Genomic DNA, 24,934 nt, shown 5'->3' on the forward strand with positions numbered 1-24,934 from the left:
TTTTGCTTTGTGCGGACGACTCTCGTGCATCACGCGGCGAGCATGTCGCGCACCATCGGCACCACCTTGCTTCCATAGAGCTCGATGCTCTTCATCAGCTTCTCGTGCGGCAGCGGGCCCGCTGAATATTTCAGCTGGAAGCGCGCGGCGCCGAGCGCCTTCACGGTCGCCGCGATCTTGCGCGCGACCGTTTCCGGCGCGCCGACATAAAGCGAGCCGTGCTCGGCCTCGGCGACGAACTCGTCACGGCCCATCGGCGGCCAGCCGCGCTCCTTGCCGATCCGGTCACGCATGACCTTGTAGTCCGGCCATAGCTCTTCGCGGGCCTGCGCGTCGGTCTCGGCGACGTAGCCCGGCGAATGCACGCCGATCGGCTGCGGCGCCCGGCCGAACTGCTGGTAGGCGCGCTGGTGCAGATCGACATAGGGCGCAAAGCGCTTGGGATCGCCGCCGATGATGGCGAGCATCAGCGGCAGGTCGTAATGCGCCGCGCGCACCACCGATTCGGGGCTGCCGCCGACGCCGATCCAGGTCTTCAGCCGGCCGTGCTCGACCGGCGGATAGACCGACTGGCCCTTGAGCGGCGGCCGCAGCTTGCCCTCCCAGGTCACCGGCTCCTGCTTCAGGAGCTCGGTGAACAGGTCGAGCTTCTCCTCGAACAGCTCGTTGTATTGCCTGAGGTCGAAGCCGAACAGCGGGAACGACTCGGTGAACGAGCCGCGGCCGAGGATCACCTCGGCGCGGCCGTTCGAGACCGCATCGACGGTGGCGAAGCGCTGGAAGACCCGGATCGGATCGTCCGAACTCAGCACGGTTACCGCCGAGCCGAGCCGGATGTCCTTGGTGCGCGCAGCGATTGCCGCCAGCACGGTCTCGGGGGAGGAGATCGCAAAGTCGGCCCGGTGATGCTCGCCGAGCCCGATGAAATCGATCCCGAGCTGATCGGCCAGCACCGCCTCGTCGACGACGTTGCGGATCACCTGGGCATGGGGCAGCGGCGCGCCGGCGGTGTCCTTGGTGACGTCGCCGAACGTATCGAGCCCGAATTCGAGAGAGGTCGTCATCACATAGTCCAGTTGTCGGCGTGGCGGAGCATCCGCCACGGGCCACCCATCGCACGCAGGCCGAGAGGTCGTGTTGCTTGCTGAGATGTCCGCTAGCCTGCGCTGTGGAGCCTTCGGTTGGAGATGAGTGGGAGGTATTGCCTGAGCGCGGCCCGACAAGGTCAGGCCGCGAAACGCAGCGTTTCCAACCCCGCGAGCCGGCAGCCGGCCGGTTGCGGCCAGCGGCGATCAGCCCGTGATGACCAGGAATCCAGCCCGCGGGAAGTGCACCACGACCTCGCCGACGCGTTCGTCGGACCTGCGGATCGCGATGTGCTGTGCCGACAGCGAGACGATCTCGCCGCGGACCGGGATCTTGCCGTAGTCATCCGGCATCACGCTGACGATGTCGCCGGGCTTGCGACCGTTTGGATCGGCGGGATCACCGAACACAGGCGATTCCGGCTGCGCCTTCGCCGCGATCTCGAGCGCGTCGGCCGACGACATCTCGGTGCGCGTGCCGTGGCCGATGGCGCGCATACGCTCTTCCCACGCCGCAGTACGTGGAAAAGGCTTCATCATTTCGTCGATCGTCGCGAGGCTCTGCCGCGCGTACCACACGTTCATGTAGGCGCTGACGTCGGCAAGGCTGAACTCGCCGAACAGCCACGGCCTGTTGTCGCCGAGCTGCGCCTCGATCCAGTCGACATTGGCGCGGAACTGATCACGCATCTGCGGCAGCGCCGCGGTCATGGCGGCGATGTCGAACTTGCCGCCGCGCAGCTTCTCGCGATCCGCGATGAAATCCTGCGGGACCTTGTCGCCGATGAAGCCGAACACGAGGTTGACCGTGCTCTGGAAGAACGGCCGGTCGGTCCACATGCCGAGCGCCCAGGGCATCCCGGCATTGCCCGCGGGAAACAGTGTCGGCGTCGGATAGCGCCGCTCCAGTTCGCGGATGATGATCTGGCTGTCACAATAGATGTCCGCACCGATCTGCATCGTCGGGGTGCGGCGATAACCGCCGGTCATCGGCATCAGATCCGGCCGCGGCATGATCCTGGAGATCCGCACCGAGTTCCAGGCGAGCTTCTTGAATCCGAAGATGCTGCGGATCTTCTCGGAGAACGGCGACTGATCGAAATGATGCAGGATCGGCGTGGGCTGCGACATGACCTTCTCCCGGGACAGGTTGCGATCTCGACAGAGCTTGTCGCGTAGCCTGACAAGATTTGCGCCGATCGCAATCGATTTTCCCGGGTGATGGCGCGCCGCCCTGGGCGTTCAGAACTGCTCGGCCCACGGCCGCAGGTCGAGCTCCAGCGTCCAGGCGCTGCGATGCTGGTGATGCAGCACCCAATAGGCCTCGGCGATCGCCGCGATGTTGAGCAGGCCGTCCGGCCCGCGCTCATCCTTCAACTGCGGGCGCATGCTCAGCAGGCGATCGCCGCCGATGCCGCCGTCGACCACGACGTGGCCGACATGGATGCCCTGCGGCCCGAATTCCCGCGCCACGCTCTGCGCCAGCGCGCGTAGCGCCGCCTTGGCGGCGGCAAATGGCGAATAGTTGGCCTTGCCGCGCAGCGAGCCGCTGGCGCCGGTGAACACCAGCGTGCCGCCGCCGCGCGCAAGCAGGGCAGGGATCGCAGCCTGTGCCAGCTGGAAACCGCCGAGCGCGTGTTCGCGCCAGTGCTCCTCGAAACGCTGCTCGCTGACCTTGAGAAACGGCGCGGGCCGGTTGGAGCCTGCATTGTGCACGGCCATCGCGAGCGGCGCGAGCTTTTGCGCAGCCTCGACGAAGCGCGCAACGTCGGCTGCGATCGAGGCATCACCGACGACGTGGGTGACCGTAGCGCCATCGGCGGCGAGTTCGGCGGCGGTCGCGGCGAGCTTCTCGGCGTTGCGCCCGGCGATCGCGACGGGATAGCCGCCGGCCGCAAAGCGTCGCGCGATCGCGGCGCCGAGGCCGTTCGATGCGCCGACGCCTGATATCAGCACGCTGCCCTGCACAGCCGTCGGCTCGAGGGTGGATCGGTCGTTCATGGCTCGCTCCATCAAGGGCATGATCCGGAAAAGTGGAAACCGGTTTTCCGAAAAGATCATGCTCAAACAAACAAGATGCCCGCGGCGCGGGCGCAATCAATCGTCTGAGGCCATCGCGACGATGCTATCGCGCACCGTGCGCAGAATGGCATCGGACCGCTTCGGATCGGTGATGACGCGCGAGATCGCGAGCGCGCCGACCATCGCGCTGACAGCGACGATCGCGCTGTGATCGTCATCGTCACCGAGCGTCTCGGCGACCTTGGCGATGAAGGATTCGATGTGCGGCTCCATCACCGCGCGGCACTGCGCGTCGGCGCGGCCGACATCGGAGATCAGCGCGCCGATCGCGCAGCCCGACTTGGGCTGATCGCGATGGGTGCGGCTCAGATAGCTTCGCGCCAGTGCGTTGATGCTGACCGGCTTGTCGGGATCGCGCGCGGCGTGCGCCGACGCTTCGCCCGCGGTCAGGGCCCGTTGCAGCGCCGCGGCGATTAGGTCGGAACGCGAGGCGAAGTGCCCGTAGAAGCCGCCATGGGTCAGCTTCACCTGCTGCATCAGCCCGCCGATGCTGAGCGCCTCCAGCCCCTTGTCGCGGATCTGCGTCGCGGCCTCGTTCAGAATGCGCTCACGGCTCCTGGCCTTGTCGGCCTGGGAATGGCCCATCTCGCCTTGCCCCTGTTTGACTCTGTTTCTGGATTATGACCATCATACATCTGGATGACAAGCATCATCCAGAAATTTTGTCAGTCACAAAGCAGGGAGAAGCAGATGTCCGGCAGCGCGAGCGAAGGGCGGGTCCGCCACGAGTGGCATGGCCGCATCCTGAAGATCATCATCGACAATCCCGCGAAGAAGAACGCCTTCAGTCCGGAGATGATGACCGAGCTGTCCGACGCGCTGACGCTGCTCGACAATGATGACAGCCTCTGGGTCGGCGTGCTCTGCGCCGCCGGCGGCAGCTTCACCGCGGGTCTCGACATGCCGAAATTCTTTGGTCCGACGGCATCGCGCAAGCCGCTGCCGGAGGGCAACGTCGATCCCTTCGGATTGTCGAAGCGGTGCAAGAAGCCGGTCATCACCGCGGTGCAGGGCATCGTGTTCACGGTCGGCATCGAAATGATGCTGGCCGGCGATATCGTCGTCGCCGCGGACGACAGCCGCTTCTGCCAGATGGAAGCCAAGCGCGGCATCGCGCCGCTGGCGGGTGCGCATTTCCGCTACATCAGCCGTGCCGGGTGGGGCGATGCGATGTATCACCTGCTTCTGTGCGACGAGTTCTCCGCGGTGGAAGCGCATCGGATCGGTCTCGTGCAGGAGGTCGTGCCGGCCGGTCAGCAGATTGAGCGCGCGATGGCGCTTGCCGAGATCATTGCGCGCAATGCGCCGCTCGGAATCCAGGTGACGAAAGAGGCGGGCCGCAAGTTCATCGAAGCCGGCGAGCAGGCGGCAATCGCGATCATCCCGCAGATCCGCGAACGCGTGCTCAACACGTCGGATGCTGCCGAAGGCATCAAATCCTTCGTGGAGCGTCGCGCCGCCGTGTTCCAGGGGCGCTAGCGCTGTGGACGCGAGTCCCATGACGCAAGTTGCGTTCGCGATACGTACCCCGAGAAGCTGTGACAATGATGTCGCAGCTTCTTGATTTCGATCACGACAATGTTGCAGCGACTCTTGTCGAGATTTGTCGAATCAGGGAGACTCCATTCATTCATTAAATTCTATTTCGTCCTGCTCTCACTCAAGCGTCCGGTATGGAATCCCATGACAAACGCACGAGTAATTGTTGTCGGAAACAACAAGGGCGGTTCTGGCAAGTCGACGATTGCTATGCACGTCGCCGTCGCGCTGATCAAGGCGGGTCAGCGTGTCGCCACCATCGATCTCGACAATAAGCAGAAGTCGCTGACGCATTACGTCGAGAACCGGCGTGACTGGGCGCGGGAGTCCTCGCTCGAGCTCGGCGTTCCGACGCATATGTGCTTCGAGACCGTGAGCGGCAGGAGCAGCGAGGTCGAGACGCTCGGGCGCAGCGCGCTTGCCGAGATCGTCGAGCGGCTCGGCCGATCGCATGACTTCGTCGTCATCGACTGTCCCGGCCATGATACCTACCTGACAACGTTCACGCATTCGCTGGCGAACACGCTGATCACGCCGCTGAACGACAGCTTCATCGATTTCGACGTGCTCGGCACCGTCGATCCGAACGACTTCAAAGTGACCGGCATCAGCCACTATTCCAAGATGGTGGAGGAGGCGCGGCGCCAGCGCAGCGCAAACGATCAGCCGGCGTTCGAGTGGGTGGTGTTGCGCAACCGTCTCTCGACGCTCGGTTCACGCAACAAGCGCCTGGTTGGCGAGGCTCTCAGCGAACTGTCGAAGACGCTGAATTTCCGCCTGGTCGACGGCCTTGCCGAACGCGTCATCTTCCGCGAATTCTACCCGCGCGGATTGACGGCGGTCGACGACGTCAATCAGCTCGCGCTCGGTGGCCGGCCGACCATGTCGCATGTCACTGCGTGGCTTGAGATGGAGCGGTTGATGACCGCGATCATGCTTGGCCATCTGGTGCGCCCGGCAGCCTCCTCCGAGGACAGCCGCAACGCGGCATAAGGCTGCGTGTTACGGGCAATTGCTGTTGCCGGCATTGGCGATGGTCAGGAATGTGATCGTCGCCGGTGCGAAGACGATCGTCCCGGCAGCGGTGGCGTCTCCGGTCAGTGCCGGGATCCGGTCGGATGGTTCAAGGGCGAGTGTCCTGCCATTGAGCTGAACGGTGCCGCCCGTGAGCGTTGCGTTGGCCAAGGTGTAGCGCTGCGCGGCGGCGGGCAGCTTCAGCTCGTGCCGCATCCGCCGATCATTGTTGATGACGAGCAGGGCTATTCCACCGGGCATGTCGCGCGCGCAGTGCGCATAGACATGGAAGCCGGATTGCTGGGGGACGCCGGTATCGAGCACGCTGGTTCCCATCAACCGTCGCCACAGCAGCGCGGCCCAGTAGTTCGGCCGCGGCAGATGGGTCCGCTCGTCGAGCAACCCGTAATCGCTCGCCGTAAGCGTGTTGTGCATGACAACCTGAACGCCGGCCCTGGCCAGCCGTCCGAGTTGATCGAGATAGCGGAACGTGTCGGTGAAGGTCGCGGCCCAGCGGTTGCCGCCGCATGCGCTCTCCGCGGTCTCGGTCAGCCAGATCGGCTTGCCCGGTGCAAGCCGATCGCGCAGCGCCTGGTAGACGGCGAGGGTCTTGCCGGTTCGCGCCAACCATTGGTCCGACAACGCCTGCTTCGCCGTGCGACCGCCGCCGCACCGGGCGGAGAGGGCGCCGTAATGATGGTAGGAGACAACGTCGACGCCCTCTGCCGATACCGCGAACCGCGCTCTTGCATCCGCTCCGCTGCCGATCGTGCTTGGGCCGAGGATCGTCACGTCGGACGCGGTGTCCTTCATGAAGGCGCGGAACGCCGCAAAATCGCGGCCGTAGGCTGCGGCATCGTAGCGGTCAGGGGCGCCGCCGATCGCCGGCAGATCGGGCTCGTTCATGAACTCGGCCGCGGCGATCTGGCCGCCGGCCGATCGCGTGAAGGAAAGAAGCTGCCGGGCCTGTTCGGAGGTCCATTGTCCCGCGGCGTCGCGCGTGCCTGCGCTGATCGCAAAGGACGTGACGATGGGCGCATCGACGGCGTGCGAGAAGTCGATCACATCTAGCCATTGTTGCCGTGTCAGGACGCCGCCGAAGCCGGCCGGCGGTGCGCTTGGCGGCGCCTCGGAATCCGCAAAGAAGGTGCTGTTGGCCCAGGTTCCGCTGACGCGAAGGTAGGCCGGAGCGAGCGCTGCGGCGAGTTTTCGTAGCCGGCCATCGCGCAGATCGATCGGTAGGCGCGGTGCGAACCGTTCTGTCTTTGCATCCGCACCGGCGGCCGCATAGGGCTTCCAGAATCGCCCGCCGGTCACCTCGACCATCTCGATGTTGTAGGACTGGAAGCGCGGGTCGATGGTCGCAACGCGCGGCATGCTCGCGACATCAAGCGTCAGGTCTACCGCGATCGCCTTCGTGCAGACCAGGACGGAAATCGCCGGGATGGCGATGCGTGTGAGGCGTCGAAGTGAGCCAGCTCGTTGATGGTTGCGCACGGATGCTCGCGTTGATCTGAACTGCTTGTCAATTCAGAATGCCGCTGCCGCCTGCTTGAATCAACGCGGGAGCGGGCCTTGCGGCTCGCTCACGATGCGGTCCCACAGCGCGCGGATCATGTCTTTCATGACCAGCGCGTCCTGCCAGCGGTCGGACAATTCCCTGCCGTCGGCCCCGGTGATGGCATAGGGCGAGGGCCCAAGCTCGCACAGGAAGGTCAGGGTCGCGTCGGGCCCGGCGCGCCTCCGCCAGGAGCGGATGCCGTACTCCCACCAGTCCATGAATAGCGACACCCAGCCCTGGTGCTGCGGGAAGCCGAGCGAGATCTGCACCTGCTCGCGGCTCGCGATGCGGCCATGGATGCCCCAGGCACGGTCGAGGACGCGATGGATCATCGCATGATTGACATCGTCGACCGGCCAGGCGAATTCGCGGCCGACCAGATAGTGCGAGAGATCGGCGGTCAGCCGCAGATCTGGAAAGCAGTCGAGCAAATCGAGCATGAAGAACAGGTCGGTTGTCATGCGGTCGCGGTGGGTCTCGACATGCACGGCGACGCCCGCCTGGGTGGCCAGCCGCCGCCAGCCTTCAAGCAGGGGAATGCAATCCGTTAGCCGGCGCGGACGAATGTCCGGTTGCAGATTGACGTGATCGGCGCCGAGCTGCGCCACCAGCTCGAGCACCGGCTTCAGATCGTCGACGCTCTTCGGATAGCATTGCGCCTGCCAGATCATGCCGTGCGCGCGCAGGAAGCTCGTCACCTCGCGCGCGAAGGCAGGATCGATGAAGCGCACGCCGGCGCCGTCAAACCCGGCATCGCGGATCATTGCGAGCTGGGTTTGCAGCGGCCACTCGTCCCCGTCGGCTAGCCGCCGCTCCATCGCCCAGAGCGACTGCAGGACACGCAGCTGCTGCGCCACCGATCAGGCCCGTGCCGGGATCGCTGTGGGCAGCTCGGCGTGTTCGCTCGCGTCAACCGCGATGTCTTCCTGATAGGTCTCCGGCCCGATCCAGATCGCAACCACCGTGCAGGCCGACAGGAACATCGCGTAGCAGGCGACCGGCCACCAGGTGCCGTAAGCCGCCACCAGCGCGGTGGCGACGAACGGCGCCGGGCCGCCCGACAGCAGCGAGCCGAGCTCGCGGGCGAAGGCGAAACCGGCGAAGCGGCGCTGCGGCGGGAACAGCTCGGCGAAATACGCCGCCTGCGGCCCGAACATTGCCGCCGTCACCACGGCGCGGGCCAGGATGAAGGCGAGCGCGATCATGACCCACTCCTTGGTGCCGACCATCCAGAAGAACGGGAAGGCGAGCGCGACGCCGGCCAGCGCGCCGAACATGTAGACCGGCCGCCTTCCGATTCGATCAGACAAAGCAGCAAAGCCGAGGATCGCGAACAGCTCGACCGTGAAGGCCAGCATCAGCGCGCTGAGCGCCTCCGCTTTCGGCACACCAAGTGTCGTGATGACGTAGCTCAGCCCAAACACCGGGAAGAAATAGCCGAGCCCGTTTTCGGCCATCCGGGCGCCGAGCACGACGAAGAAGTTGCGCGGGTGCTGGCGCAACGCCTCCATGGCCGGATTGCTCTCGACCTTGCCGCGCGCAACCACCGCCTCGGTATAAACAGGCGTTTCGGTGATGCGCATGCGGACGAAGATGCCGACGACGATCAGCAGGAAGCTTGCCAGGAAGGGCAGGCGCCAACCCCAGCTCATCAGCTGCTCGCGCGGCAGCATGGTCACCAGCGCGAAGGCGCCGGCGGCGAGCAGATTGCCGACGGAAACGCCGAGCGGCGCGAAGCCGCCCCAGAAGCCGCGATGCTTCGGCGGCGCGTTCTCGACCAGATAGATCACCGCGCCGCCATATTCTGCGCCGGCGCCAAGACCCTGGATCACGCGCATTGCGACCAGCAGCAACGGCGCCCAGATGCCGATCTGCGAGTAGGTCGGCAGCAAGCCGATCGCGGTGGTGCCGATGCCGATCATCAGCAGCGTTGCGACCAGCACCGGCTTGCGGCCATAGCGATCGCCGAGGATGCCGAACAGAAGGCCGCCGAACGGCCGCACCACGAAGCCGACGCCGAAGGTCAGGAACGACAGCAGTGTGCCGACAACAGGATCGCTCTTTGGAAAGAACAACTCGCCGAACACCAGCGCGGCTGCGGTGCCGTAGAGGAAGAAGTCGTACCATTCGAGCGCGGAGCCGATGCTGGCTGCGAGAATCACACGCAGGCGCGATTGGCTGGCGCCATCTGCCATCTTGGTCATTCGTTTCCCCGTTGTTTTGGTTTTTATGGTTTGAAAGCAGCAATGCCCGCGGCGTGGCCGCGGGCATTGTCGTCGTTTCAGGCAGCGCGCGTGAAGTAGGATTTCTTCGAGGCCGACTGGGTCTCGTAGATCGATCCCTGCCGCTTGGCCGGCGGCAGCGGCATCCGCACCGGCACGTCGGCGAGCCGCGGTGCGACCACCGGCGGGCCCGCCAGCAGGCGGCTGTTGAATTCGTCAAAGTCCTTCACGCCCATCAGCGGCCAGGCGTCGCTGGCGGCGACTTCATAGAGCAGCAGGTTGCGCGGCCGGTTTGATGTGTTGGTCGCCGAGCCGTGCAGCGCGCGGACGTGGTGGAATGACATGCTGCCGGCCTTGCCCATGCAGGGCACCGCGCGCTTGATGTCGTCCTGGATCTGGTCCGGATCGATCAGGCCGGCGAAGTGGCCGTCCTCGCCGTGATGATCCCACATCGTGGCGCCGGTGTGCGTGCCTGGCGTCACCAGCATCGGGCCGTTCTCGATATCGCAATCGTCGAGCAGTACGCCGATCGCGAGGATGTCGTCATTGGTGTGCGGATAGAACGCCCAGTCCTGGTGCCACTCGACCGGCGAGCCGTATTGCGCCGACTTCATGTTGAGCTTGGAGCCGTGCAGGCGGAGGCCGGGGCCGATCAGTCTGGTCAGGATCGAGATCACGGCGGGGCTGCGGACGATCTCGTCGAAGATCGGGTGCACCTTGTGCGGCGCCTTGATGCGGCGGACGCGCGGGGTCTCCGGCGTATGGCCGGGCTCGAGGTCGTAGACATCGGTGTGCTCGGTCACGGCGGCGGCTCCGGCGACCAACTCCGCGAGCACCGTGCGCACTTTCCCCAGGGTCTCCTGGTTGAGCACCTCGGGGACCACGATCACCCCGTCGCGTTTGTAAGCCTGGATCTGCTCGTCCGAAATCATACCGTTTCTCCCTTTTTGTTTCATGTTAGCGCTAACATGAGGCGATGCTAGCGCTAACATCGTGGCTTGGCAACCCGGAATCGTGCAGGGTCGGGCCATGAGCTCCGAAGTGACCGAACCCGGGACCGGCCCGACCGGTGCCGCGCCCACCCTTTCAGAGGTGGCCAAGCGCGCCGGCGTCTCCTCGATCACGGTGAGCCGGGTGGTGCGGATGCCCGACCTGGTCGCCCCCGAGACCCGGGCGCGGGTCGAACAGGCGATGCGCGACCTCGGCTATATCCCGAACCTGGTGGCAGGCGCGCTGGCGAGCGCGCGGACCAATTCGGTCGGCGTCTTGGTGCCGACCATCGCCAACTCGATCTTTGCCGACACCGTGCAGGGCCTGTCCGACAAGCTCGAGCCGCTCGGCTTCTCTGTGATCCTGGCGCAGTCGCGCTATGACGCCTCGCGCGAGGACCGCATGCTGGCGGCGCTGCTGTCGCGGCGGCCGGAGGCGATCATCATGGTCGGTTCGCCGGCAACCGAGGAGGGCACCCGGCTGCTGCGCAACGCGCGGATCCCGATCGTCGAGACCTGGGATCTGCCGGCAAACCCGATCGACGCGGTCGCGGGCTTCGACAATTACAAGGCCGGTGTCGCCGTCGCGAAGCATCTGGTTGCGCAAGGGCGCAAGCAACTCGCCTTCATCGGCGGCGACGATCCGCGCGGCACGCGCCGCTGGTTCGGCTTTAGGGACGAGGCGCTGGCCAGCGGTCTCGCCGAGCCGCGCCGATTGATCCTGGACCGCAAGGACTCCGGCAGCGTGGCAGCGCATGCGCGCCTGCCTGATGTCGACGCGGTGTTCGCCGCCAACGACGCGCATGCGATCGGTTTCATGTTTGGGTTGCGCAAGGCCGGGCTGCTGCGCGACGGGCCCGCATCGGCGCAACCGGTTGCGGTGATCGGCCTCGGCGATCTCGAAATGGGCCGACTGATCTCGCCGACATTGAGCACGATCAGCGTGCATGGCGATGCGATCGGCCGTACCGCGGCAACCTTGACGCTGGAGCGCGGCGGCGAGCGCCGCATCGATCTCGGCTTCGAGCTGGTGCTGCGCGATAGCGGCTAAAGCATTAAAAGCGCAATCCCTCACCGCGCCGCGCCGCCGGAGTCCACCTCCTCGAGCAAGCTGAGAAGGCCACGCAGGATCGTCATCGGAGGTGGAGGACATCCCGGAATGTGGAGATCGACCGGGACAATTGCGGAAACCCCGCCCACCACCGCGTAGCTGCCGGCAAAGCATCCGCCGTCCCTCGCGCAATCGCCCGCAGCGACAACCCATTTCGGATCGGGCGTTGCATTGTAGGTCCGTTCCAGTGCCTCGCGCATGTTCTTCGTCACCGGACCTGTGACGAGCAGGACGTCGGCGTGACGGGGTGACGCGACAAACCGGATTCCAAATCGCTCGACGTCATAATACGGATTGCTCAGCGCATGAATTTCCAGCTCGCATCCGTTGCACGAGCCGGCATCGACCTCGCGGATCGACAGGCTGCGGCCGAGGCGACGCCTTGCGGTGCGGCCGACCGTGGCCGCGAGCTCCGCGATCGCGGCGTCGTCCGGACGCGGCGCCTGCTCGGTCAATGGTTGGCGAAACAGACTCTGAAGCAGAAGTTTGCGCATCGCGTCCGGTCCTCAGAGGTCGTGCCCTGAATAGGAGCAGTTGAACGACTTGTTGCACAGCGGGAAGTCCGCCACGATGTTGCCTTCGATGGCCGCCTCGAGCAGGGGCCATTGAAACCACGACGGATCGCGCAGATGACATCGTTCGATCCGGCCATCGCTCAGGCGCAGCCATGCCAGGATGTCGCCCCGGAAACCTTCGACGAGCGCGATGCCTTCGCAAGGCTCCGGCGCAATCTGCAATGGCACCTTGATTGGGCCGGCCTCGAGAGCATCGAGGATCTGGCCTGCCAGCGACAGGCTCTGCTCGACCTCGCGGATCCGGATCCAGACGCGGGCGTTCACGTCGCCGTCGCTGAGAACCGGCACATCGAAGCGCAGGCCGTCATAGGGGTGATAGCCGGGGCTGCGGCGGGCATCGTAGGTGCGGCCACTGGCGCGTCCGACATAGCCGCCGGCGGCGAATTGGCGTGCGAGTGCCACGGTGACGATGCCGGTGCCGACGGTTCGGTCCTGCAACGATGCCGTGTTGTCATAGAGCTCGACCAGCGACGGAAAATGCCGGCGGATCTGCTCGAGCGCGGCCCGGATTGCAGTCGGTCCATCGCCGGCGATGTCGCGCGCCAAGCCGCCGGGAACGACGATGTCGCGCATCAGGCGGTGGCCGAAGGCCGTATCAGCCGCGCGCAGCACCTGTTCGCGCAGCACGCCGCAATGCGCGTGCATCAGCGCGAACGACGCGTCGTTGCAGATCGCGCCGATGTCGCCGAGATGGTTGGCCAGCCGCTCGAGCTCGGCCATCAGCGCGCGCAGCAACACCGCGCGCGGCGGCACGGCAATCTGCTGCGCGGCCTCGACGGCTTGCGCGAACGCCAGTCCATAGGCAACCGTACTGTCGCCGGACACCCGGCCGGCGAGCCGCGCGGCCTGCTCGACAGTGCTTCCCGCCATCAACCCTTCGACGCCCTTATGCGTGTAGCCGAGCCGCTGCTCGAGGCGAACCACGGTCTCGCCACTGGCGGTGAAGCGGAAATGTCCGGGTTCGATAATGCCGGCATGTACGGGGCCGACCGGAATTTGGTGCAGGCTGTCACCCTCGGCCGAAAGGAACGGATAAGGCGCTGCATCCGGTGCCGCGTCGAGACGTTCGCCCAGCGGTGCCAGCATTTGCCAGCGACCATGATCGAGCCAGGGGCGGCTGTCCGGCGTCTCGATGGCCACGAGTCCGAACAGGTCGTGGATGGTGCGCTCCGGTCGAAGCGCCGGGCGATGGCGGGCGGCGACGGAAGCGTAGCGGCGATCGCGGCAGTCGAGACTGATCACACCAATATTGGATGTGCTGTTGTCAAGCAGCGCCATATGCACGCGCGACGGCTCGCCCCAGAGTCCGAGCAAGCTCAGGCTGCCATCCGCAAGGGCGCCGGCGGCGGAGCGCCAGGTGCCGCTGTCCACGCTGACGCGCGGCCATGGGCTGTGCCGTTCAACCCTGCGGCCTGCCCGGATAAGATCGATCAATGCCGGCATGTCTCGTTCTCCCTCGCGCTAGCCCAGGAGGTTGGCGACGTGCTGGAACCAGACGACGAGCGGTCCCGGAAGATAGATGCCCGCAGTCAGCACCAGCGCGAAATGCGCGAACATCGGCAAATAGGACGCCTCCGCCGGCGCCGCACTGCCGCGCGGCTCGCCGAACGCGAGGCTCGTCAAGCGCAGCACGAGCGCGCCGAAGGCGAGCAGCAGGCCGAAGACCAGCGGGATCGCGAGCAGCGGCTGGCGCGCGAAGGTCGAGCTGACGATGAGAAACTCGCTCATGAAGATGCCGAGCGGCGGCAGACCGGCGATTGCGACCACGCCGATCACAAGGCCCCAGCCGAGCGCGGGATGGGTTTCAGTCAGGCCGCGAATATTGGCGATCCGCTGCGTGCCCTTCACCTGGGCAATGTGGCCGACCGCGTAGAAGATCCCCGACTTGGTCAGGCTGTGCATCACCATGTGCAGCAGGCCGGCGAAGTTGGCGAGCGGGCCGCCCATCCCGAACGCAAACACGATGATGCCCATATGCTCGATCGAGGAATAGGCGAACAGCCGTTTGATGTCGCGGCGGCGGTAGAGCATAAAGGCCGCGAACAGCAGCGAGGTCAGCCCCATCGTCACCATCAGCGGACCAGGTGAAATTGCGTCCGGATTGGCGGCAAGCAGGATCTTGAAGCGGAGCACCGCGTAGAGCGCAACGTTGAGCAGCAGGCCGGAGAGCACGGCGGAGATCGGGGTTGGGCCCTCGGCATGCGCATCCGGCAGCCAGGCGTGCAGCGGCGCGAGGCCGACCTTCGTTCCGTATCCGAGCAGCAGGAAGATGAAGGCGACGTTGAGCAATGCCGGATCGAATGCCGCGGCGCGGCTGACCAACACCGTCCAGACCATCGCGTCCTGACCCTCGCCGGTGACCGGCAGCGCGGCCATGTAGACCAGGATGGTACCAAACAGTGCGAGCGCGATGCCGACGCTGCCGAGGATGAAATACTTCCACGCGGCCTCCAGCGCCGCGTGGGTCCGGTAGATGCCGACCATCAAGACGGTGGTGAGCGTGGCGATCTCGATCGCGACCCACATCAGCCCGATATTGTTCGACACGAATGCGAGGTTCATGCCGAACATCATGACCTGATACATGGCATGGTAAAATCGCAGATAACGCGGCGTCAGCCTCCCGGTCTCGAGTTCATGGGCAATGTAGCTCGCGCTGAACACGCTCGTGGTTAGCCCGACGAAAGTGTTGAGCACGATGAAGACGATGTTGAGATCGTCGACCAGCAGATACTGGCCGGGTTGCGGGCGGGCGATGACGAGCAGCGAAAGCGCGGCCAGGAAGGTGCTGAAGCTGGCCAGGATATTGAGCCCCGCGGTCAGCCGATAGCCGGGCAGCGCCGCCAGCACCGCTGCGGCGCAGATCGGTATCAAGAGAATCCAGGCAACGGCATCCGACGCCGCGTTCATCGCCGCTCCCCTCTGAACTCATCGAGCGCGCCGACATCGACGGTGTCGAAGCGCTCCCGGATCCGGAACAGGAACACGCCGATGACGATGAACGCGATCAGGATCGAGAAGGCCACGCTGATCTCCACGACCAGCGGCATTCCCTTGGCGCCGGTCGCGGCCAGCACCAATCCGTTTTCCAGCGACATGAAGCCGACGACCTGGCTGACGGCGTTGCGCCGCGTCACCATGACGAGCAGTCCCAGCAGCACCACCGACAGCGCGAAGGCGAGGTCTTCCCTCGCCAGCGGATCGGCCGCGCCGGTCACCCGCAGCATCAGCACCATCGAGAGGGCGACCAGCCCCATGCCGGCCAGCATGGTCGGGCCGATACCCACTGCGGTCTCGATATCGCGATGGATGCCGAGCTGCTTGACGATCCGATGCAGCGCCACCGGGATGATGATCGCCTTGAACACCAGCGCGATGACCGCGGTCACGTAGAGATGCGGTGCGTTCTGGATGAATGCCTGCCAGGCGACGGAGAGCGCGAGCACCACGGCATGGGCCGCGAAGATGTTCAGCAACGCATACAGGCGATCCTGATACAGCATCATGAAGCTGATCAGCACGAGCCCGCCGGCGAGCAGATGGGCAATGTCGAAGGCGAGGTTGTGCATCAGAAGCCCCGCGACACGAACCGGAGAAGCGTACCGAGCAGGCCGAGCATGAGGGCGGCGCCGAGGAACTCGGGAACACGGAAAACCCGCACCTTCGCCGTCGCGGTCTCGAACACCGCAAGAAGGAAGCTTGCGATCACGAGCTTGAGGATGTAGGCGGCGACGCTCACGAGGTACGACAGCGGGCCCGCTCCTTCGGTGGTGATCTGCCAGGGAAAGAACACGCAGATGATCAGGGAGACGTAGAGCTGGAGCTTGAGAAAGGCGCCGAACTCGATCATGGCAAGATGGCGTCCGGAATATTCCAGGATCATCGCCTCGTGCACCATGGTCAGCTCCAGATGCGTCGCCGGGTTGTCGATCGGAATGCGGGCGTTTTCGGCGAGCGCCACCATGATGAGGGCGATCATCGCCATGCCGAGCGAGACGCGCAGGCCCACTTCAGATGACGCCATGAAGGTCGCGACCGTCGACAGCTGGGTCGAGCCGGCAATCAGCGCGACGCAGAACACCATCAACAGCATGGCCGGTTCGGCCAAAGCGGCGATCATCACCTCGCGGCTGGAGCCGATGCCGCCGAAGCTGGTGCCGACATCCATGCCGGCAAGCGCGAGGAAGAAGCGCGCGCTGCCGAGCAAGGCGACGATCGCGATCAGGTCGGCGCTCCAGTTGAACTCAAGGCCGGTGGCAAATGTCGGGACCAGTGCCGCGGCGACCCAGATCGCGGCGAACGTGATGTAGGGCGTGACGCGGAACAGCCAGGACGCGTTTTCGGCGAGCACGACTTCCTTGCGGAGCAGCCGCAGCAGATCGCGGTACGGCTGGAGGATCGATGGTCCTTTGCGGCGTAGTAGGCGAGCCTTCATCTTGCGCACGACGCCGGTCAGGAGCGGCGCGAGCAGCAGAACAAGCGTCATCTGGCCCAGTTGAACGAGGATGTCCGAGATCACGACCATATCGCGAGCGCCAGCAGCAATGTGACGAGGGTTGCGAAGACCAGGCTGAGATAGCGGCGGATGGTGAGGAACTGGAGCTGGTTCAGCCGATCGGCAAAGAACCACACCGTTTCAGTCACCGGCGTATAGAGCCGCTCCCAGACCGGATCGTGCATGTCGATCCTGAGGCGGGCTGGCCGCAGGTCACCCGGCGGCGGCATGTCGACGTGTTCGCTGGCCTGGAAGATCAACGTGCCGAACACGCGGCGGATCGGCTGTACGAAGCTTACTCCGGAATATTGCGCCGCCGGAGCCGGATCGGTGAAGCCGCAACCCCAGGCGGGCCCGCGCCTGATCGCGCGCGATGCAAAGCGATGGATGAAATACACGGCAAGCGATGCCGCAGCCGTGATGAAGATGAAGACGAGCAATCCGTTGTAGGAGCTGCGGCTCTCCTCGATCGGAACGATCGAAAGCCAGGCGTCGCTCGCCTGTACCGGCATGCGGTGGCCGATCACCGCCATTGCGACGGGCGAGAGCGCGTCGATCACCAGGCCCGGCAGAATTCCGGCAAGGAAGCACAGCGCGGCAAGGCCAATCATCGCGGCGAGGCAATAGCGATCGACCTCGCCGGCGGCCTCAGCGGCCGGACTTCGCGCGCGGCCAAGGAAGGTGATCCCGAAGGCCTTGACGAAGCATGCGGCCGCGAGTGCTGCCGCCAGCGCCAGCAATGCGCCGACTGCGGGCACCATGATCTTCAGCATCCATTGTGGCAGATCGGGGCTCTGCAGGACCGCCTGAAACATCAGCCATTCCGATACGAACCCGTTGAACGGCGGAAGCGCCGATATCGCAACGCAGCCGACGAGAAAGACGAAGCTCGTAAGCGGCATGCGGTGGATCAGGCCGCCCAGTCTCTCCATGTCGCGTTCGCCGGTCGACGTCAGCACTGCACCCGCGCCGAAGAACAGCAGGCTCTTGAAGAACGAATGGTTGAGGACATGGAACAGTGCGGCTGTGAAGGCGAGCGCTGCCGCCAGGCCGTAGCCGTTCGCCTGAAACGCCAATGCGAGGCCGAGGCTCGCGAACACGACGCCGATATTCTCGATCGTGCTGTAGGCGAGCAGGCGCTTGAGATCCTTCTCCATCAGCGCATAAAGGATCCCCATCACGGCGGTCACTCCGCCGAGAATGAGAACGACGACACCCGCCGACCAGCTTGGCGGTCCGAGCAGATCGAACACGACGCGGATGAACCCGTAGACCGCAACCTTCGTCATCACGCCGCTCATCAGCGCCGAGACATGGCTCGGGGCCGCGGGGTGAGCGAGCGGCAGCCACACATGCAGCGGGACCAGGCCGGCCTTCGACCCGGCGCCGAGCAGCATCAGCGCAAGCACCAGCGCGGCTTCGGACGGCGTGTGCTGGATGCCGCGCATGGCCGCAAAACTGTAGCTGCCGCCGGCTCCCGACAGCAGGCCAAACGCAAGCAGCAGGGCCAGGGTCCCGAAACTTGCCATCACGAGATAGACGTAGCCCGCCCGCGCATTGTCTGCTTCACGGTGGTGCGACATCACGAGCGCCCACGACGCGAGCGACATGAATTCCCAGCACAGCAGATAGGTGAACGCGTCGTCGGCAAGCACAACGAGGTTCATCCCGGCGAGGAACGCCGGAAAGAACGGAAGGACGCGATGCGGCGTCGATTCGTGGCTGCCGTAGCCGAGTCCATACAGGCTTGCGGCCGCGCCGCCGAGATTGACCACCGCGAGAAAGAATGCGGCGAGCGCATCGAGCCGGAAATGCGAGCCCAGCCAAGGCAGGCCGACCGGCAATATCAGTTCCGTCGCGTTGCTGTGGGCGATCAGCGAGAGCAATGCCCCGGCCAGCGCGATCGCCGAAATCGCAAAGGTCGCGCCGTAGACGATGGCTGTCGATCGGCGTGATCGGCTCGTGGCAATCGCGAGAACGGTCGTCGCCAGCAGCGCGGCTACACACCAGAGCTGCTGGGCGACCGTTGAGATCACGTCTGCACCTTCGGTGAGCCTGATCCGGCCTTCAATCGCACGCCGCGGCCGCCGCCGCTGCTGACGGCGCCCTCGTTGATGACCTCGACGCCGGCCGCACCGAGCGCGTCGATCAGTTTCACGAGCGAGTCGACATTGCCTCGAATGGTGCCCTCGCTCGCTTCCATGCGCTGGATGGTCGGCACGGAGAGCCCGGACAACTCGGCGAGCTGCCGCTGGTCGATGCCAAGCAAGGCTCTTGCAGCCCGAAGCTGCGCTGCAGTGATCATCGATCGGGCCGTCGGTTGGGATTCGGGTCTAGTTGAGTGTCATTTATGCATATTGAGTAGTGATGTTACAAGGCCAATAAATGATGTTTTATACATCATAACGAGCAAGGGCTGTCGGCGCGATCGATGCCGCGTACCGGCAACGCAGCGCTGTTGGGTGCTCAGTCGGAGATTTTTCGATAGACGGCTGCGGCGCGGCGCAGCAGCTGGCTCTTGCGCTTCCGCTCGTGCACGCGCTGGTGCTTGGCCTTGCGCTCCTGGGCACGCTGCGCGAGGGCATCGGCACTTTCGAGCAGCGCGCGGCGCACCTCGTCGTCGTTCAGCTCGCCGAGCAGCTGCTGTCCCTTGCGCAAATGCTTCAGCACGTTCCGCCAGGACGCGTAGACGTCGGCAGGCAAGCCGCCCTCCGAGAACTCGATGGCGTAGCGCAGCCGCTTGCTGGCGAGCCGGACGCGGTGGCGCTTGTTCTTGCCCATGCCTTGCAGCCCGCGGCTCCTGTGGCACAGTTTGCCATGCCACCGCGCCAGCCGGCGGGCGTGAAACACCGCGACCGGTACCGCCCGCCGCTGCGCGGCGCGGCGGCTCTGCCGCGTGGTCCACGGGCCGCTGCCGACCCAGTCCCACATGCCGTCGAACCATTGCCAATAACGGTCGCTTTGCAACGCCTCCTTGAGGGCGTCGAACGCGTCGGTTCGCGCTGTCTGGAGCATGCGCTCCTCAGGCAAGCCCTTGCTGTTCGCGATCGCGACGTCGAGATCGCGCATTGCGCCGAGATGGGCGCCCAGCCATTTCAGCTCGGATTTCAGTCGCGTCCATTCGCTGTCGGCCACCATCGGGCCGTAGAAGGCGACCGCCGCCTTGAGCCGCGTCAGTGCGATCCGGGTCCCGTGCAGCGCGGCGGAATTGCCGGAGCTCAGGGCCTCGTGATTGGTCGCGACTTCCTCGAGGCATTCCGACAGGATCAGGCGAAACGCGGTCTCACAACGCATGGCCTGGCTGAGGTGGCGCGGCCGCTTCGGGCGGGCAACGCGCTCCCGGTCCGGACTGGCCGCTGACGTCATGACACTCCCGTGGTGCCGCCGAAGCCGCAAAGCAAGACAGGGCTCCCCGGGCGGAAGATTTCCCGTTTGATCGTTGCCGATCAAGGCTTTTCTGCTGGCCGGCAGTGCAGCGATCAGGCGGCGCGATCAAAATGTCGCAATCCGACCCGGTCGAGAGGGCGCGTTCCCGTCAATCTCGATCCAAAATATTTCGCGTACGAAATATCTTGATATTTCGCGCACGAAATATATAACGACGGGATGAAAGCGGAACACCGGCTGATCTTTCTCCTGACCGTGGCCTATCGGCGGCTGCAACGCGCCATCGATCAGGAGACGGCTGCGCACGATCTGACGTCGGCGCAGGCGGGTGTGCTGTTCTTCCTCGGCCGCAATGACGGCGCGCTGATCGGCGACGTCTCGCAGGCGCTCGACATCGTGCCGTCGGCGATGACCGGGCTCGCCGACCGGATGGAACGTGCGGGCCTTGTGAAGCGACGGCGCGACGGTGAGGACGGGCGCAGCCAGCGACTCCATCTGACCGCGGCGGGGCAGGAACTCGGCAAGCGCGCCGCGACGCGCACCAGGGTGATCAACAACCGCCTGATGGACGGGTTCTCGGAAGCCGAGATCGACGTGGTGTCGCGTTGGCTGACCAGCCTGCAGGACAAGTTTCCGAAGGACAAAGGCGTCTAGAGCATGATCCGGAAAAGTGCGAAGCGGTTTTCCGAAAAGATCATGCTCAAATCGAAGGACCAGTTCGAGCGTTTTCAAGCGAAGCGGGTACGAGTAGCAATCAAAGGAGTGAGACATGAGTGACGTGGTCGTAGCGCTGGACGGTGGCGTTCTCACCGTGACGATGGCGCGTCCGGACAAGAAGAACGCGATCACCAACGCGATGTATGGCGCGATGGCCGACGCGCTCGAGCGCGCGGAAGGCGATTCCGCGATCCGCGCCGTGCTGCTGCAGGGCGACGGCGACAGCTTCACCGCAGGCAACGATCTCGCCGATTTCGCGGCGGTGTCGCGCGGCGTGCAGGGCGAGCGTCATGTGACGCGCTTCCTTAGCTGTCTTGCCAAGGCGACGCGGCCGTTGGTTGCCGCCGTGCAGGGCAATGCAGTCGGCATCGGCACCACCATGCTGCTGCATTGCGACCTCGTCTATCTCGCGCCGACCGCGCGGCTGATCACGCCGTTCGTCAACCTGGCGCTGGTGCCGGAGGCGGCCTCGACCTATCTGCTACCGCAGCGCATCGGCTATGCGCGGGCCTATGCGATGTTCGCGCTCGGCGAGCCCGTCGAGGCGGAGACTGCGGTTTCCATCGGCCTCGCCAATGCCGTGGTGCCGCTCGCGGATCTCCGCGCCAAGGCCCGCGCTGCCGCCGACGCACTGGCCAAGCGGCCGTTCGGCTCGCTCCAGCACACCAAGGCGTTGATGCGCGATCCCGCTGGGATCAGCGCGCAAATGGCGCGCGAGGGCAAGATCTTCCAGGAGCGGCTGATGAGCGCCGAAGCGCGCGAGGCCTTCGCCGCCTTTGCCGAGCGGCGCCAGCCGGATTTCTCGAAGATCACTGGCTAGGCTCGGGACTTGGGGCCGTCACGCGCGGGCGGCCCCATCGCTTTGGGGTTGACGGCTTCGCCGGCATCGAACATCTCGTGTCAGGGCACAGCGCAACCCGGCGAGGCGAGGCATGAGCGACAGTCACACGCTGCGCGGCGATGGAATCGCCGCAACCATCCTGGCCCACGGCGCCGAATTGTCGTCGCTCAGGAATGCCGAAGGCATGGAACTGTTGTGGCAGGCCGGTCCGCAATGGCCGCGCCATGCGCCGATCCTGTTCCCGATCGTCGGCCGGCTGAAAAACGACACGCTTCTCCACAACGGTAGAGCCTATCCGATGACTCAGCACGGCTTTGCGCGGGACCATCGCTTTGCCTGGCTGGAGCAGGGGCCGCGATCCTGCAAGCTAGCGCTGTCAGACGATGCGGAAACGTGGGCGCGCTATCCTTTCGCGTTCAGGCTAGAGGTTACCTACGCCATTGATGGCGCCGATCTCGAGGTCGGCTTCGAGATCATCAACAGCGGCGACGAGATGCTGCCCGCCTCGCTCGGCGGTCATCCCGCGTTCAATTGGCCGCTGGTGCCGGGGCTTCCGAAGGAGGCTTACACGCTGACCTTCGGCAAGACTGAACCCGCGCCGATCCGGCGGTTGAAGGATGGATTGATGCGGCCGCAGCCTGAACCCAATCCGGTCAAGGGCAGAACGCTTGCGCTGTTGGAGGAGCTGTTCGATGACGACGCGATGGTCTTCGATCAGATTGCAAGTGCATCGATCCTCTTCACGGCGACACTGGGCCCGGCAGCAGCCACGCAAGGCCCGGCGATCGAAATCTCCTGGCGCGGCTTCCGCGAGCTTGGCGTCTGGTCGAAGGTTGGCGGGGCTCCGTTTCTCTGCATCGAGCCATGGCACGGTTTTGCCAGCCCTGCGCAGTTCGATGGCGAGTTTGCCGACAAGCCCGGCTTGATGCACATCGCTCCGGGCAGCCGGAAATCCCTGAGCTATCGGATTCGCGTGAGCTGATCAGTGCGCACGCGAGCCGAGCGCGCCCGTGAGCGCGCCCACCGACGGCGGGTTTTCGTGCGCCCACGCCTCATGCGCGGCGAGATCGCGGTAGTGCTCGGCCATGCGCAGCAACCGCTCGCGGATGCCGGCGTCTTCCTCGCCCTTGGCCTGATCGGCTAGCTGCGCGGCGCGTTCGAGAAGCGTTTTCGGATCGATCACGACAGGCTCCAAATCCGGTTTCGCCGCAGCATGATCCGGAAAAGTGCGAAGCGGTTTTCCGAAAAGATCATGCTCAAAACGGACAACTGCTTTAGCCAAGCACAGTTCCTGCCATGGTTTGATGACAGGGGTCAGAGCTGGAACAGGCCCAGCCCCGCCATGACGTCGCGCTTGGTGCGCTCGGTGATCTCCTGCGCTTTCAGGGTTCCGCGCCTGATCACGTCGACGATGTGATCGCGATTGGTCGCAAGCTCAGCACGCCGTGTCCGGATCGGTGCGATCAGGGCTTGCAGGATATCCTCCAGCCGCCGCTTCACCGTCGTATCGCCAAGGCCGCCGTGCCGATAGCGCGCCTTCAATTCCTCGACGGCGTCGTGATCGTCGTCGAACGCGTCGAGATAGGTGAACACGACATTGCCCTCGACCTTGCCGGGATCGGCGACGCGCAGATGATCGGGATCGGTGAACATCGCGCGCACCGCGGCCGAGATGTCGTCCGGCGAAGCCGAAAGCCCAATCGCGTTGCCCGCTGATTTGCTCATCTTGGCGCGTCCATCGACGCCGGGCAGCCGTCCCGCACGCGGGATAATGGCCTCGGCCTCGGGCAACAGCGAACGGCCGGCGAGCGCGTTGATCCGCCGGATGATCTCGTTGGTCTGCTCGATCAGCGGCGCCTGGTCTTCGCCGACCGGGACGACGGTCGCCCGAAACGCGGTGATGTCGGCGGCCTGCGCCACCGGATAGCACAGGAAGCCCGCCGGGATGTCGCGGCCGAATCCGCGCGCACGGATTTCGTCCTTGATGGTCGGGTTGCGCTCGAGCCGCGCGACGGTGACGAGGTTGAGGTAGAGCATCGACAGTTCCGCCAGCGCCGGAAGCTGCGATTGCAGGCAGATCGACGTTCGCTCGGGATCGATCCCGACGGCGAGATAATCCAGCGCGACCTCGATGACGTTGCAGCGGACCTTGCCGACATCGTGCGCGTTGTCGGTCAACGCCTGCATGTCGGCGAGCAGCAGGAACTGCTCATGGCTGTCCTGAAACTGAAGGCGGCTGCGCAGCGAGCCGGCGTAATGGCCGAGATGCAGCGGCCCGGTGGTGCGGTCGCCAGTCAGGATGATCGGTTTGGTCACGGTTGGTCTCCATTCGGTTGAATGGGGACACCGCATGCGGGCTGGATGATGCCAAATAAAAAGGCCGCCCGATGCGGCGGCCCCGAAAATGCATGAACGCGTTCGGCCCGCCTGTCAGTCGGCGAGCCACCAGAGATTGGCGATGAGGATCGAGCGGTTCATGCCGTGACCGGTAGGGCAAACCTGCGATACGGTCAAGCCGAGCGCCTTGTTGTTTGACGTGTTTTCTTCACGCGAACCGGCCTCCATTTCGCTTGAAAACGCTTTAGTTGAACGCCATGCCGCCGCTCATGGCGATGGTCTGTCCGGTCATGTAGGGATTGTTGACCAGCAGCATCACGGCCTGCGCGACCTCCTCGGCGGTGCCGAAGCGGCCGATCGGGATCCGGCTGACGAGGCCGCTCTGTCCCTTCATCATGTCGGTCTCGATCAGCGAGGGCGCAACCGCGTTGACGGTGATGCCTTCCTTGACGAGGCGTGCGGCATAGCCGCGGGTCATGCCCTCCATGGCCGCCTTGGATGCATTGTAGTGCGGGCCGATCGAGCCGCCGCCGCGCGCAGCGCCGGAGGAGATGTTGACGATGCGGCCCCATTTCCGGGTGCGCATCATCGGCAGCACCGCCTGCGTGCAGAGAAACGCCGATTTGAGGTTGACCGTGATGGTGCGGTCGAAATCCTCTTCGGTGATGTCATCGACACCCCGAACGATCGCGATCCCGGCATTGTTGACGAGGATGTCGACCGGGCCGAGCTCGGACTTGGCGCGCTCGACCAGGCCAGTGACGGCCGCCGCTTCCGAAACGTCCGCGGCAATCGCGACGGCCCGGCCGCCGGCGGCAATAATACCCTTCGCCAGTGTCTCCGCCTCGGCCGCGCGCTCGCGATAATTAATCGCGACGGCGGCACCGGTGTCCGCCAGCATCTTGACGATGGCCGCACCAATGCCGCGCGAGCCGCCGGTCACCAGGGCCACATGTCCGTGCAGACTGTTTGTTGTCAT

The 24,934-nt window shown here is 65.1% G+C and carries 25 protein-coding genes; 6 read left to right on the forward strand and 19 right to left on the reverse strand.

From position 1 onward, the window contains the following. Window positions 1–29: 29 nt before the first annotated feature. From QDT69_RS22995 to QDT69_RS23010, 4 genes are all read right to left on the reverse strand, one after another. The gene (locus QDT69_RS22995) at window positions 30–1,064 is read right to left on the reverse strand and encodes an LLM class flavin-dependent oxidoreductase (protein ID WP_279708756.1); all 1,035 of its coding nucleotides are present in this window, start codon (window positions 1,062–1,064) and stop codon (window positions 30–32) included. Between the two features lie 228 nt (window positions 1,065–1,292). Then, window positions 1,293–2,216 (reverse strand): glutathione S-transferase family protein, encoded by a 924-nt coding sequence (locus QDT69_RS23000; protein ID WP_279708757.1) that lies wholly within the window; start codon window positions 2,214–2,216, stop codon window positions 1,293–1,295. Between the two features lie 111 nt (window positions 2,217–2,327). After that, complete coding sequence (locus QDT69_RS23005; protein ID WP_279708758.1) at window positions 2,328–3,086, reverse strand: SDR family NAD(P)-dependent oxidoreductase; 759 nt, start codon at window positions 3,084–3,086, stop codon at window positions 2,328–2,330. 96 nt (window positions 3,087–3,182) lie between these two features. After that, window positions 3,183–3,752, reverse strand: coding sequence for a TetR/AcrR family transcriptional regulator (locus QDT69_RS23010; protein ID WP_279708759.1), 570 nt, complete (start codon window positions 3,750–3,752; stop codon window positions 3,183–3,185). Between the two features lie 105 nt (window positions 3,753–3,857). Between QDT69_RS23010 and QDT69_RS23015 the strand changes: the two genes are divergently transcribed. Together QDT69_RS23015 and QDT69_RS23020 are read left to right on the forward strand one after the other, a co-directional pair. Beyond that, window positions 3,858–4,646: a crotonase/enoyl-CoA hydratase family protein gene (locus tag QDT69_RS23015; RefSeq protein ID WP_279708760.1), complete on the forward strand. Its 789-nt coding sequence runs from the start codon at window positions 3,858–3,860 to the stop codon at window positions 4,644–4,646. 204 nt (window positions 4,647–4,850) lie between these two features. Then, complete coding sequence (locus tag QDT69_RS23020) at window positions 4,851–5,699, forward strand: division plane positioning ATPase MipZ (RefSeq protein WP_279708761.1); 849 nt, start codon at window positions 4,851–4,853, stop codon at window positions 5,697–5,699. A gap of 9 nt (window positions 5,700–5,708) precedes the next feature. Here QDT69_RS23020 and QDT69_RS23025 read toward each other — a convergent pair whose 3' ends face one another. The 4 genes from QDT69_RS23025 to QDT69_RS23040 form a co-directional block, all read right to left on the reverse strand. Then, entirely contained in the window at window positions 5,709–7,097 is a 1,389-nt protein-coding gene (locus QDT69_RS23025) for a hypothetical protein (protein WP_279708762.1), read from the reverse strand. 180 nt (window positions 7,098–7,277) lie between these two features. After that, on the reverse strand, window positions 7,278–8,138 hold the full coding sequence (locus QDT69_RS23030) for a sugar phosphate isomerase/epimerase (RefSeq protein ID WP_279708763.1): 861 nt from the start codon (window positions 8,136–8,138) through the stop codon (window positions 7,278–7,280). 3 nt (window positions 8,139–8,141) lie between these two features. Then, window positions 8,142–9,485, reverse strand: coding sequence for an MFS transporter (locus tag QDT69_RS23035; RefSeq protein ID WP_279708764.1), 1,344 nt, complete (start codon window positions 9,483–9,485; stop codon window positions 8,142–8,144). 77 nt (window positions 9,486–9,562) lie between these two features. Next, the gene (locus tag QDT69_RS23040; protein ID WP_279708765.1) at window positions 9,563–10,435 is read right to left on the reverse strand and encodes a phytanoyl-CoA dioxygenase family protein; all 873 of its coding nucleotides are present in this window, start codon (window positions 10,433–10,435) and stop codon (window positions 9,563–9,565) included. 109 nt (window positions 10,436–10,544) lie between these two features. On the opposite strand from QDT69_RS23040, the gene QDT69_RS23045 reads away from it, so the two are divergent. Continuing rightward, window positions 10,545–11,543 carry a LacI family DNA-binding transcriptional regulator gene (locus QDT69_RS23045; RefSeq protein ID WP_279708766.1) on the forward strand — a complete coding sequence of 333 codons (999 nt, stop codon included), beginning with the start codon at window positions 10,545–10,547 and terminating at the stop codon, window positions 11,541–11,543. Window positions 11,544–11,563: 20 nt separating this feature from the next. Here QDT69_RS23045 and QDT69_RS23050 read toward each other — a convergent pair whose 3' ends face one another. The 8 genes from QDT69_RS23050 to QDT69_RS23085 form a co-directional block, all read right to left on the reverse strand. Then, on the reverse strand, window positions 11,564–12,097 hold the full coding sequence (locus QDT69_RS23050) for an NADH-quinone oxidoreductase subunit B family protein (protein ID WP_279708767.1): 534 nt from the start codon (window positions 12,095–12,097) through the stop codon (window positions 11,564–11,566). 12 nt (window positions 12,098–12,109) lie between these two features. Next, window positions 12,110–13,621 (reverse strand): hydrogenase expression protein HypE, encoded by a 1,512-nt coding sequence (locus QDT69_RS23055; protein ID WP_279708768.1) that lies wholly within the window; start codon window positions 13,619–13,621, stop codon window positions 12,110–12,112. Between the two features lie 18 nt (window positions 13,622–13,639). Next, window positions 13,640–15,088, reverse strand: coding sequence for a hydrogenase 4 subunit F (locus QDT69_RS23060; protein ID WP_279708769.1), 1,449 nt, complete (start codon window positions 15,086–15,088; stop codon window positions 13,640–13,642). Then, window positions 15,085–15,747, reverse strand: a complete 663-nt coding sequence (locus tag QDT69_RS23065) for a hydrogenase-4 component E (protein ID WP_021077468.1) — start codon at window positions 15,745–15,747, stop codon at window positions 15,085–15,087. Before QDT69_RS23065 ends, QDT69_RS23060 begins: the two co-directional genes overlap by 4 nt. Then, on the reverse strand, window positions 15,747–16,703 hold the full coding sequence (locus QDT69_RS23070) for an NADH-quinone oxidoreductase subunit H (protein ID WP_279708771.1): 957 nt from the start codon (window positions 16,701–16,703) through the stop codon (window positions 15,747–15,749). Before QDT69_RS23070 ends, QDT69_RS23065 begins: the two co-directional genes overlap by 1 nt. Beyond that, complete coding sequence (gene hyfB / locus QDT69_RS23075) at window positions 16,694–18,706, reverse strand: hydrogenase 4 subunit B (protein ID WP_279708787.1); 2,013 nt, start codon at window positions 18,704–18,706, stop codon at window positions 16,694–16,696. The genes QDT69_RS23070 and hyfB overlap by 10 nt, the downstream gene beginning before the upstream one ends. Then, window positions 18,706–18,978 carry a helix-turn-helix transcriptional regulator gene (locus QDT69_RS23080; RefSeq protein WP_050421592.1) on the reverse strand — a complete coding sequence of 91 codons (273 nt, stop codon included), beginning with the start codon at window positions 18,976–18,978 and terminating at the stop codon, window positions 18,706–18,708. Before QDT69_RS23080 ends, hyfB begins: the two co-directional genes overlap by 1 nt. Before the next feature lie 161 nt (window positions 18,979–19,139). Next, on the reverse strand, window positions 19,140–20,039 hold the full coding sequence (locus QDT69_RS23085; RefSeq protein ID WP_279708772.1) for a CHAD domain-containing protein: 900 nt from the start codon (window positions 20,037–20,039) through the stop codon (window positions 19,140–19,142). Window positions 20,040–20,279: 240 nt separating this feature from the next. On the opposite strand from QDT69_RS23085, the gene QDT69_RS23090 reads away from it, so the two are divergent. The 3 genes from QDT69_RS23090 (at window position 20,280) to QDT69_RS23100 (ending at window position 22,600) form a co-directional block, all read left to right on the forward strand. Then, a complete protein-coding gene (locus QDT69_RS23090; protein WP_279708773.1) occupies window positions 20,280–20,714 on the forward strand; it encodes a MarR family transcriptional regulator in 435 nt (144 codons plus the stop codon). A gap of 115 nt (window positions 20,715–20,829) precedes the next feature. Beyond that, window positions 20,830–21,597, forward strand: a complete 768-nt coding sequence (locus QDT69_RS23095) for an enoyl-CoA hydratase-related protein (protein WP_050421595.1) — start codon at window positions 20,830–20,832, stop codon at window positions 21,595–21,597. 112 nt (window positions 21,598–21,709) lie between these two features. Beyond that, window positions 21,710–22,600 carry an aldose 1-epimerase family protein gene (locus QDT69_RS23100; RefSeq protein WP_279708774.1) on the forward strand — a complete coding sequence of 297 codons (891 nt, stop codon included), beginning with the start codon at window positions 21,710–21,712 and terminating at the stop codon, window positions 22,598–22,600. On the opposite strand, the gene QDT69_RS23105 is transcribed toward QDT69_RS23100, so the two are convergent. The 3 genes from QDT69_RS23105 to QDT69_RS23115 all read right to left on the reverse strand — a co-directional run bounded on the left by QDT69_RS23105 (window position 22,601) and on the right by QDT69_RS23115 (window position 24,934). Continuing rightward, window positions 22,601–22,900, reverse strand: coding sequence for a hypothetical protein (locus QDT69_RS23105; RefSeq protein ID WP_279708775.1), 300 nt, complete (start codon window positions 22,898–22,900; stop codon window positions 22,601–22,603). Window positions 22,901–22,932: 32 nt separating this feature from the next. Then, window positions 22,933–23,970: a tryptophan--tRNA ligase gene (gene trpS, locus QDT69_RS23110; RefSeq protein WP_347952055.1), complete on the reverse strand. Its 1,038-nt coding sequence runs from the start codon at window positions 23,968–23,970 to the stop codon at window positions 22,933–22,935. A 229-nt stretch (window positions 23,971–24,199) separates the two neighbouring features. After that, the gene (locus QDT69_RS23115; protein ID WP_279708777.1) at window positions 24,200–24,934 is read right to left on the reverse strand and encodes a 3-oxoacyl-ACP reductase FabG; all 735 of its coding nucleotides are present in this window, start codon (window positions 24,932–24,934) and stop codon (window positions 24,200–24,202) included.

It is taken from the genome of Bradyrhizobium sp. CER78, from assembly GCF_029846235.1.
In the GTDB taxonomy this organism is placed as follows: domain Bacteria; phylum Pseudomonadota; class Alphaproteobacteria; order Rhizobiales; family Xanthobacteraceae; genus Bradyrhizobium.

Bases quoted from the DNA above. Each gene is read 5' to 3' on its own strand.
- QDT69_RS23100 (WP_279708774.1), top strand. From the start codon at position 21,710: ATGAGCGACAGTCACACGCTGCGCGGCGATGGAATCGCCGCAACCATC.
- QDT69_RS23080 (WP_050421592.1), bottom strand. From the start codon at position 18,978: ATGATCACTGCAGCGCAGCTTCGGGCTGCAAGAGCCTTGCTTGGCATC.
- QDT69_RS23025 (WP_279708762.1), bottom strand. From the start codon at position 7,097: ATGCCGCGCGTTGCGACCATCGACCCGCGCTTCCAGTCCTACAACATC.
- QDT69_RS23090 (WP_279708773.1), top strand. From the start codon at position 20,280: ATGAAAGCGGAACACCGGCTGATCTTTCTCCTGACCGTGGCCTATCGG.
- QDT69_RS23050 (WP_279708767.1), bottom strand. From the start codon at position 12,097: ATGCGCAAACTTCTGCTTCAGAGTCTGTTTCGCCAACCATTGACCGAG.
- QDT69_RS23010 (WP_279708759.1), bottom strand. From the start codon at position 3,752: ATGGGCCATTCCCAGGCCGACAAGGCCAGGAGCCGTGAGCGCATTCTG.
- trpS (WP_347952055.1), bottom strand. From the start codon at position 23,970: ATGCGGTGTCCCCATTCAACCGAATGGAGACCAACCGTGACCAAACCG.
- QDT69_RS23070 (WP_279708771.1), bottom strand. From the start codon at position 16,703: ATGGTCGTGATCTCGGACATCCTCGTTCAACTGGGCCAGATGACGCTT.
- QDT69_RS23000 (WP_279708757.1), bottom strand. From the start codon at position 2,216: ATGTCGCAGCCCACGCCGATCCTGCATCATTTCGATCAGTCGCCGTTC.
- QDT69_RS23020 (WP_279708761.1), top strand. From the start codon at position 4,851: ATGACAAACGCACGAGTAATTGTTGTCGGAAACAACAAGGGCGGTTCT.
- QDT69_RS22995 (WP_279708756.1), bottom strand. From the start codon at position 1,064: ATGACGACCTCTCTCGAATTCGGGCTCGATACGTTCGGCGACGTCACC.
- QDT69_RS23095 (WP_050421595.1), top strand. From the start codon at position 20,830: ATGAGTGACGTGGTCGTAGCGCTGGACGGTGGCGTTCTCACCGTGACG.
- QDT69_RS23055 (WP_279708768.1), bottom strand. From the start codon at position 13,621: ATGCCGGCATTGATCGATCTTATCCGGGCAGGCCGCAGGGTTGAACGG.
- QDT69_RS23040 (WP_279708765.1), bottom strand. From the start codon at position 10,435: ATGATTTCGGACGAGCAGATCCAGGCTTACAAACGCGACGGGGTGATC.
- QDT69_RS23005 (WP_279708758.1), bottom strand. From the start codon at position 3,086: ATGAACGACCGATCCACCCTCGAGCCGACGGCTGTGCAGGGCAGCGTG.
- QDT69_RS23085 (WP_279708772.1), bottom strand. From the start codon at position 20,039: ATGACGTCAGCGGCCAGTCCGGACCGGGAGCGCGTTGCCCGCCCGAAG.
- QDT69_RS23035 (WP_279708764.1), bottom strand. From the start codon at position 9,485: ATGACCAAGATGGCAGATGGCGCCAGCCAATCGCGCCTGCGTGTGATT.
- QDT69_RS23115 (WP_279708777.1), bottom strand. From the start codon at position 24,934: ATGACAACAAACAGTCTGCACGGACATGTGGCCCTGGTGACCGGCGGC.
- QDT69_RS23015 (WP_279708760.1), top strand. From the start codon at position 3,858: ATGTCCGGCAGCGCGAGCGAAGGGCGGGTCCGCCACGAGTGGCATGGC.
- QDT69_RS23060 (WP_279708769.1), bottom strand. From the start codon at position 15,088: ATGAACGCGGCGTCGGATGCCGTTGCCTGGATTCTCTTGATACCGATC.
- QDT69_RS23065 (WP_021077468.1), bottom strand. From the start codon at position 15,747: ATGCACAACCTCGCCTTCGACATTGCCCATCTGCTCGCCGGCGGGCTC.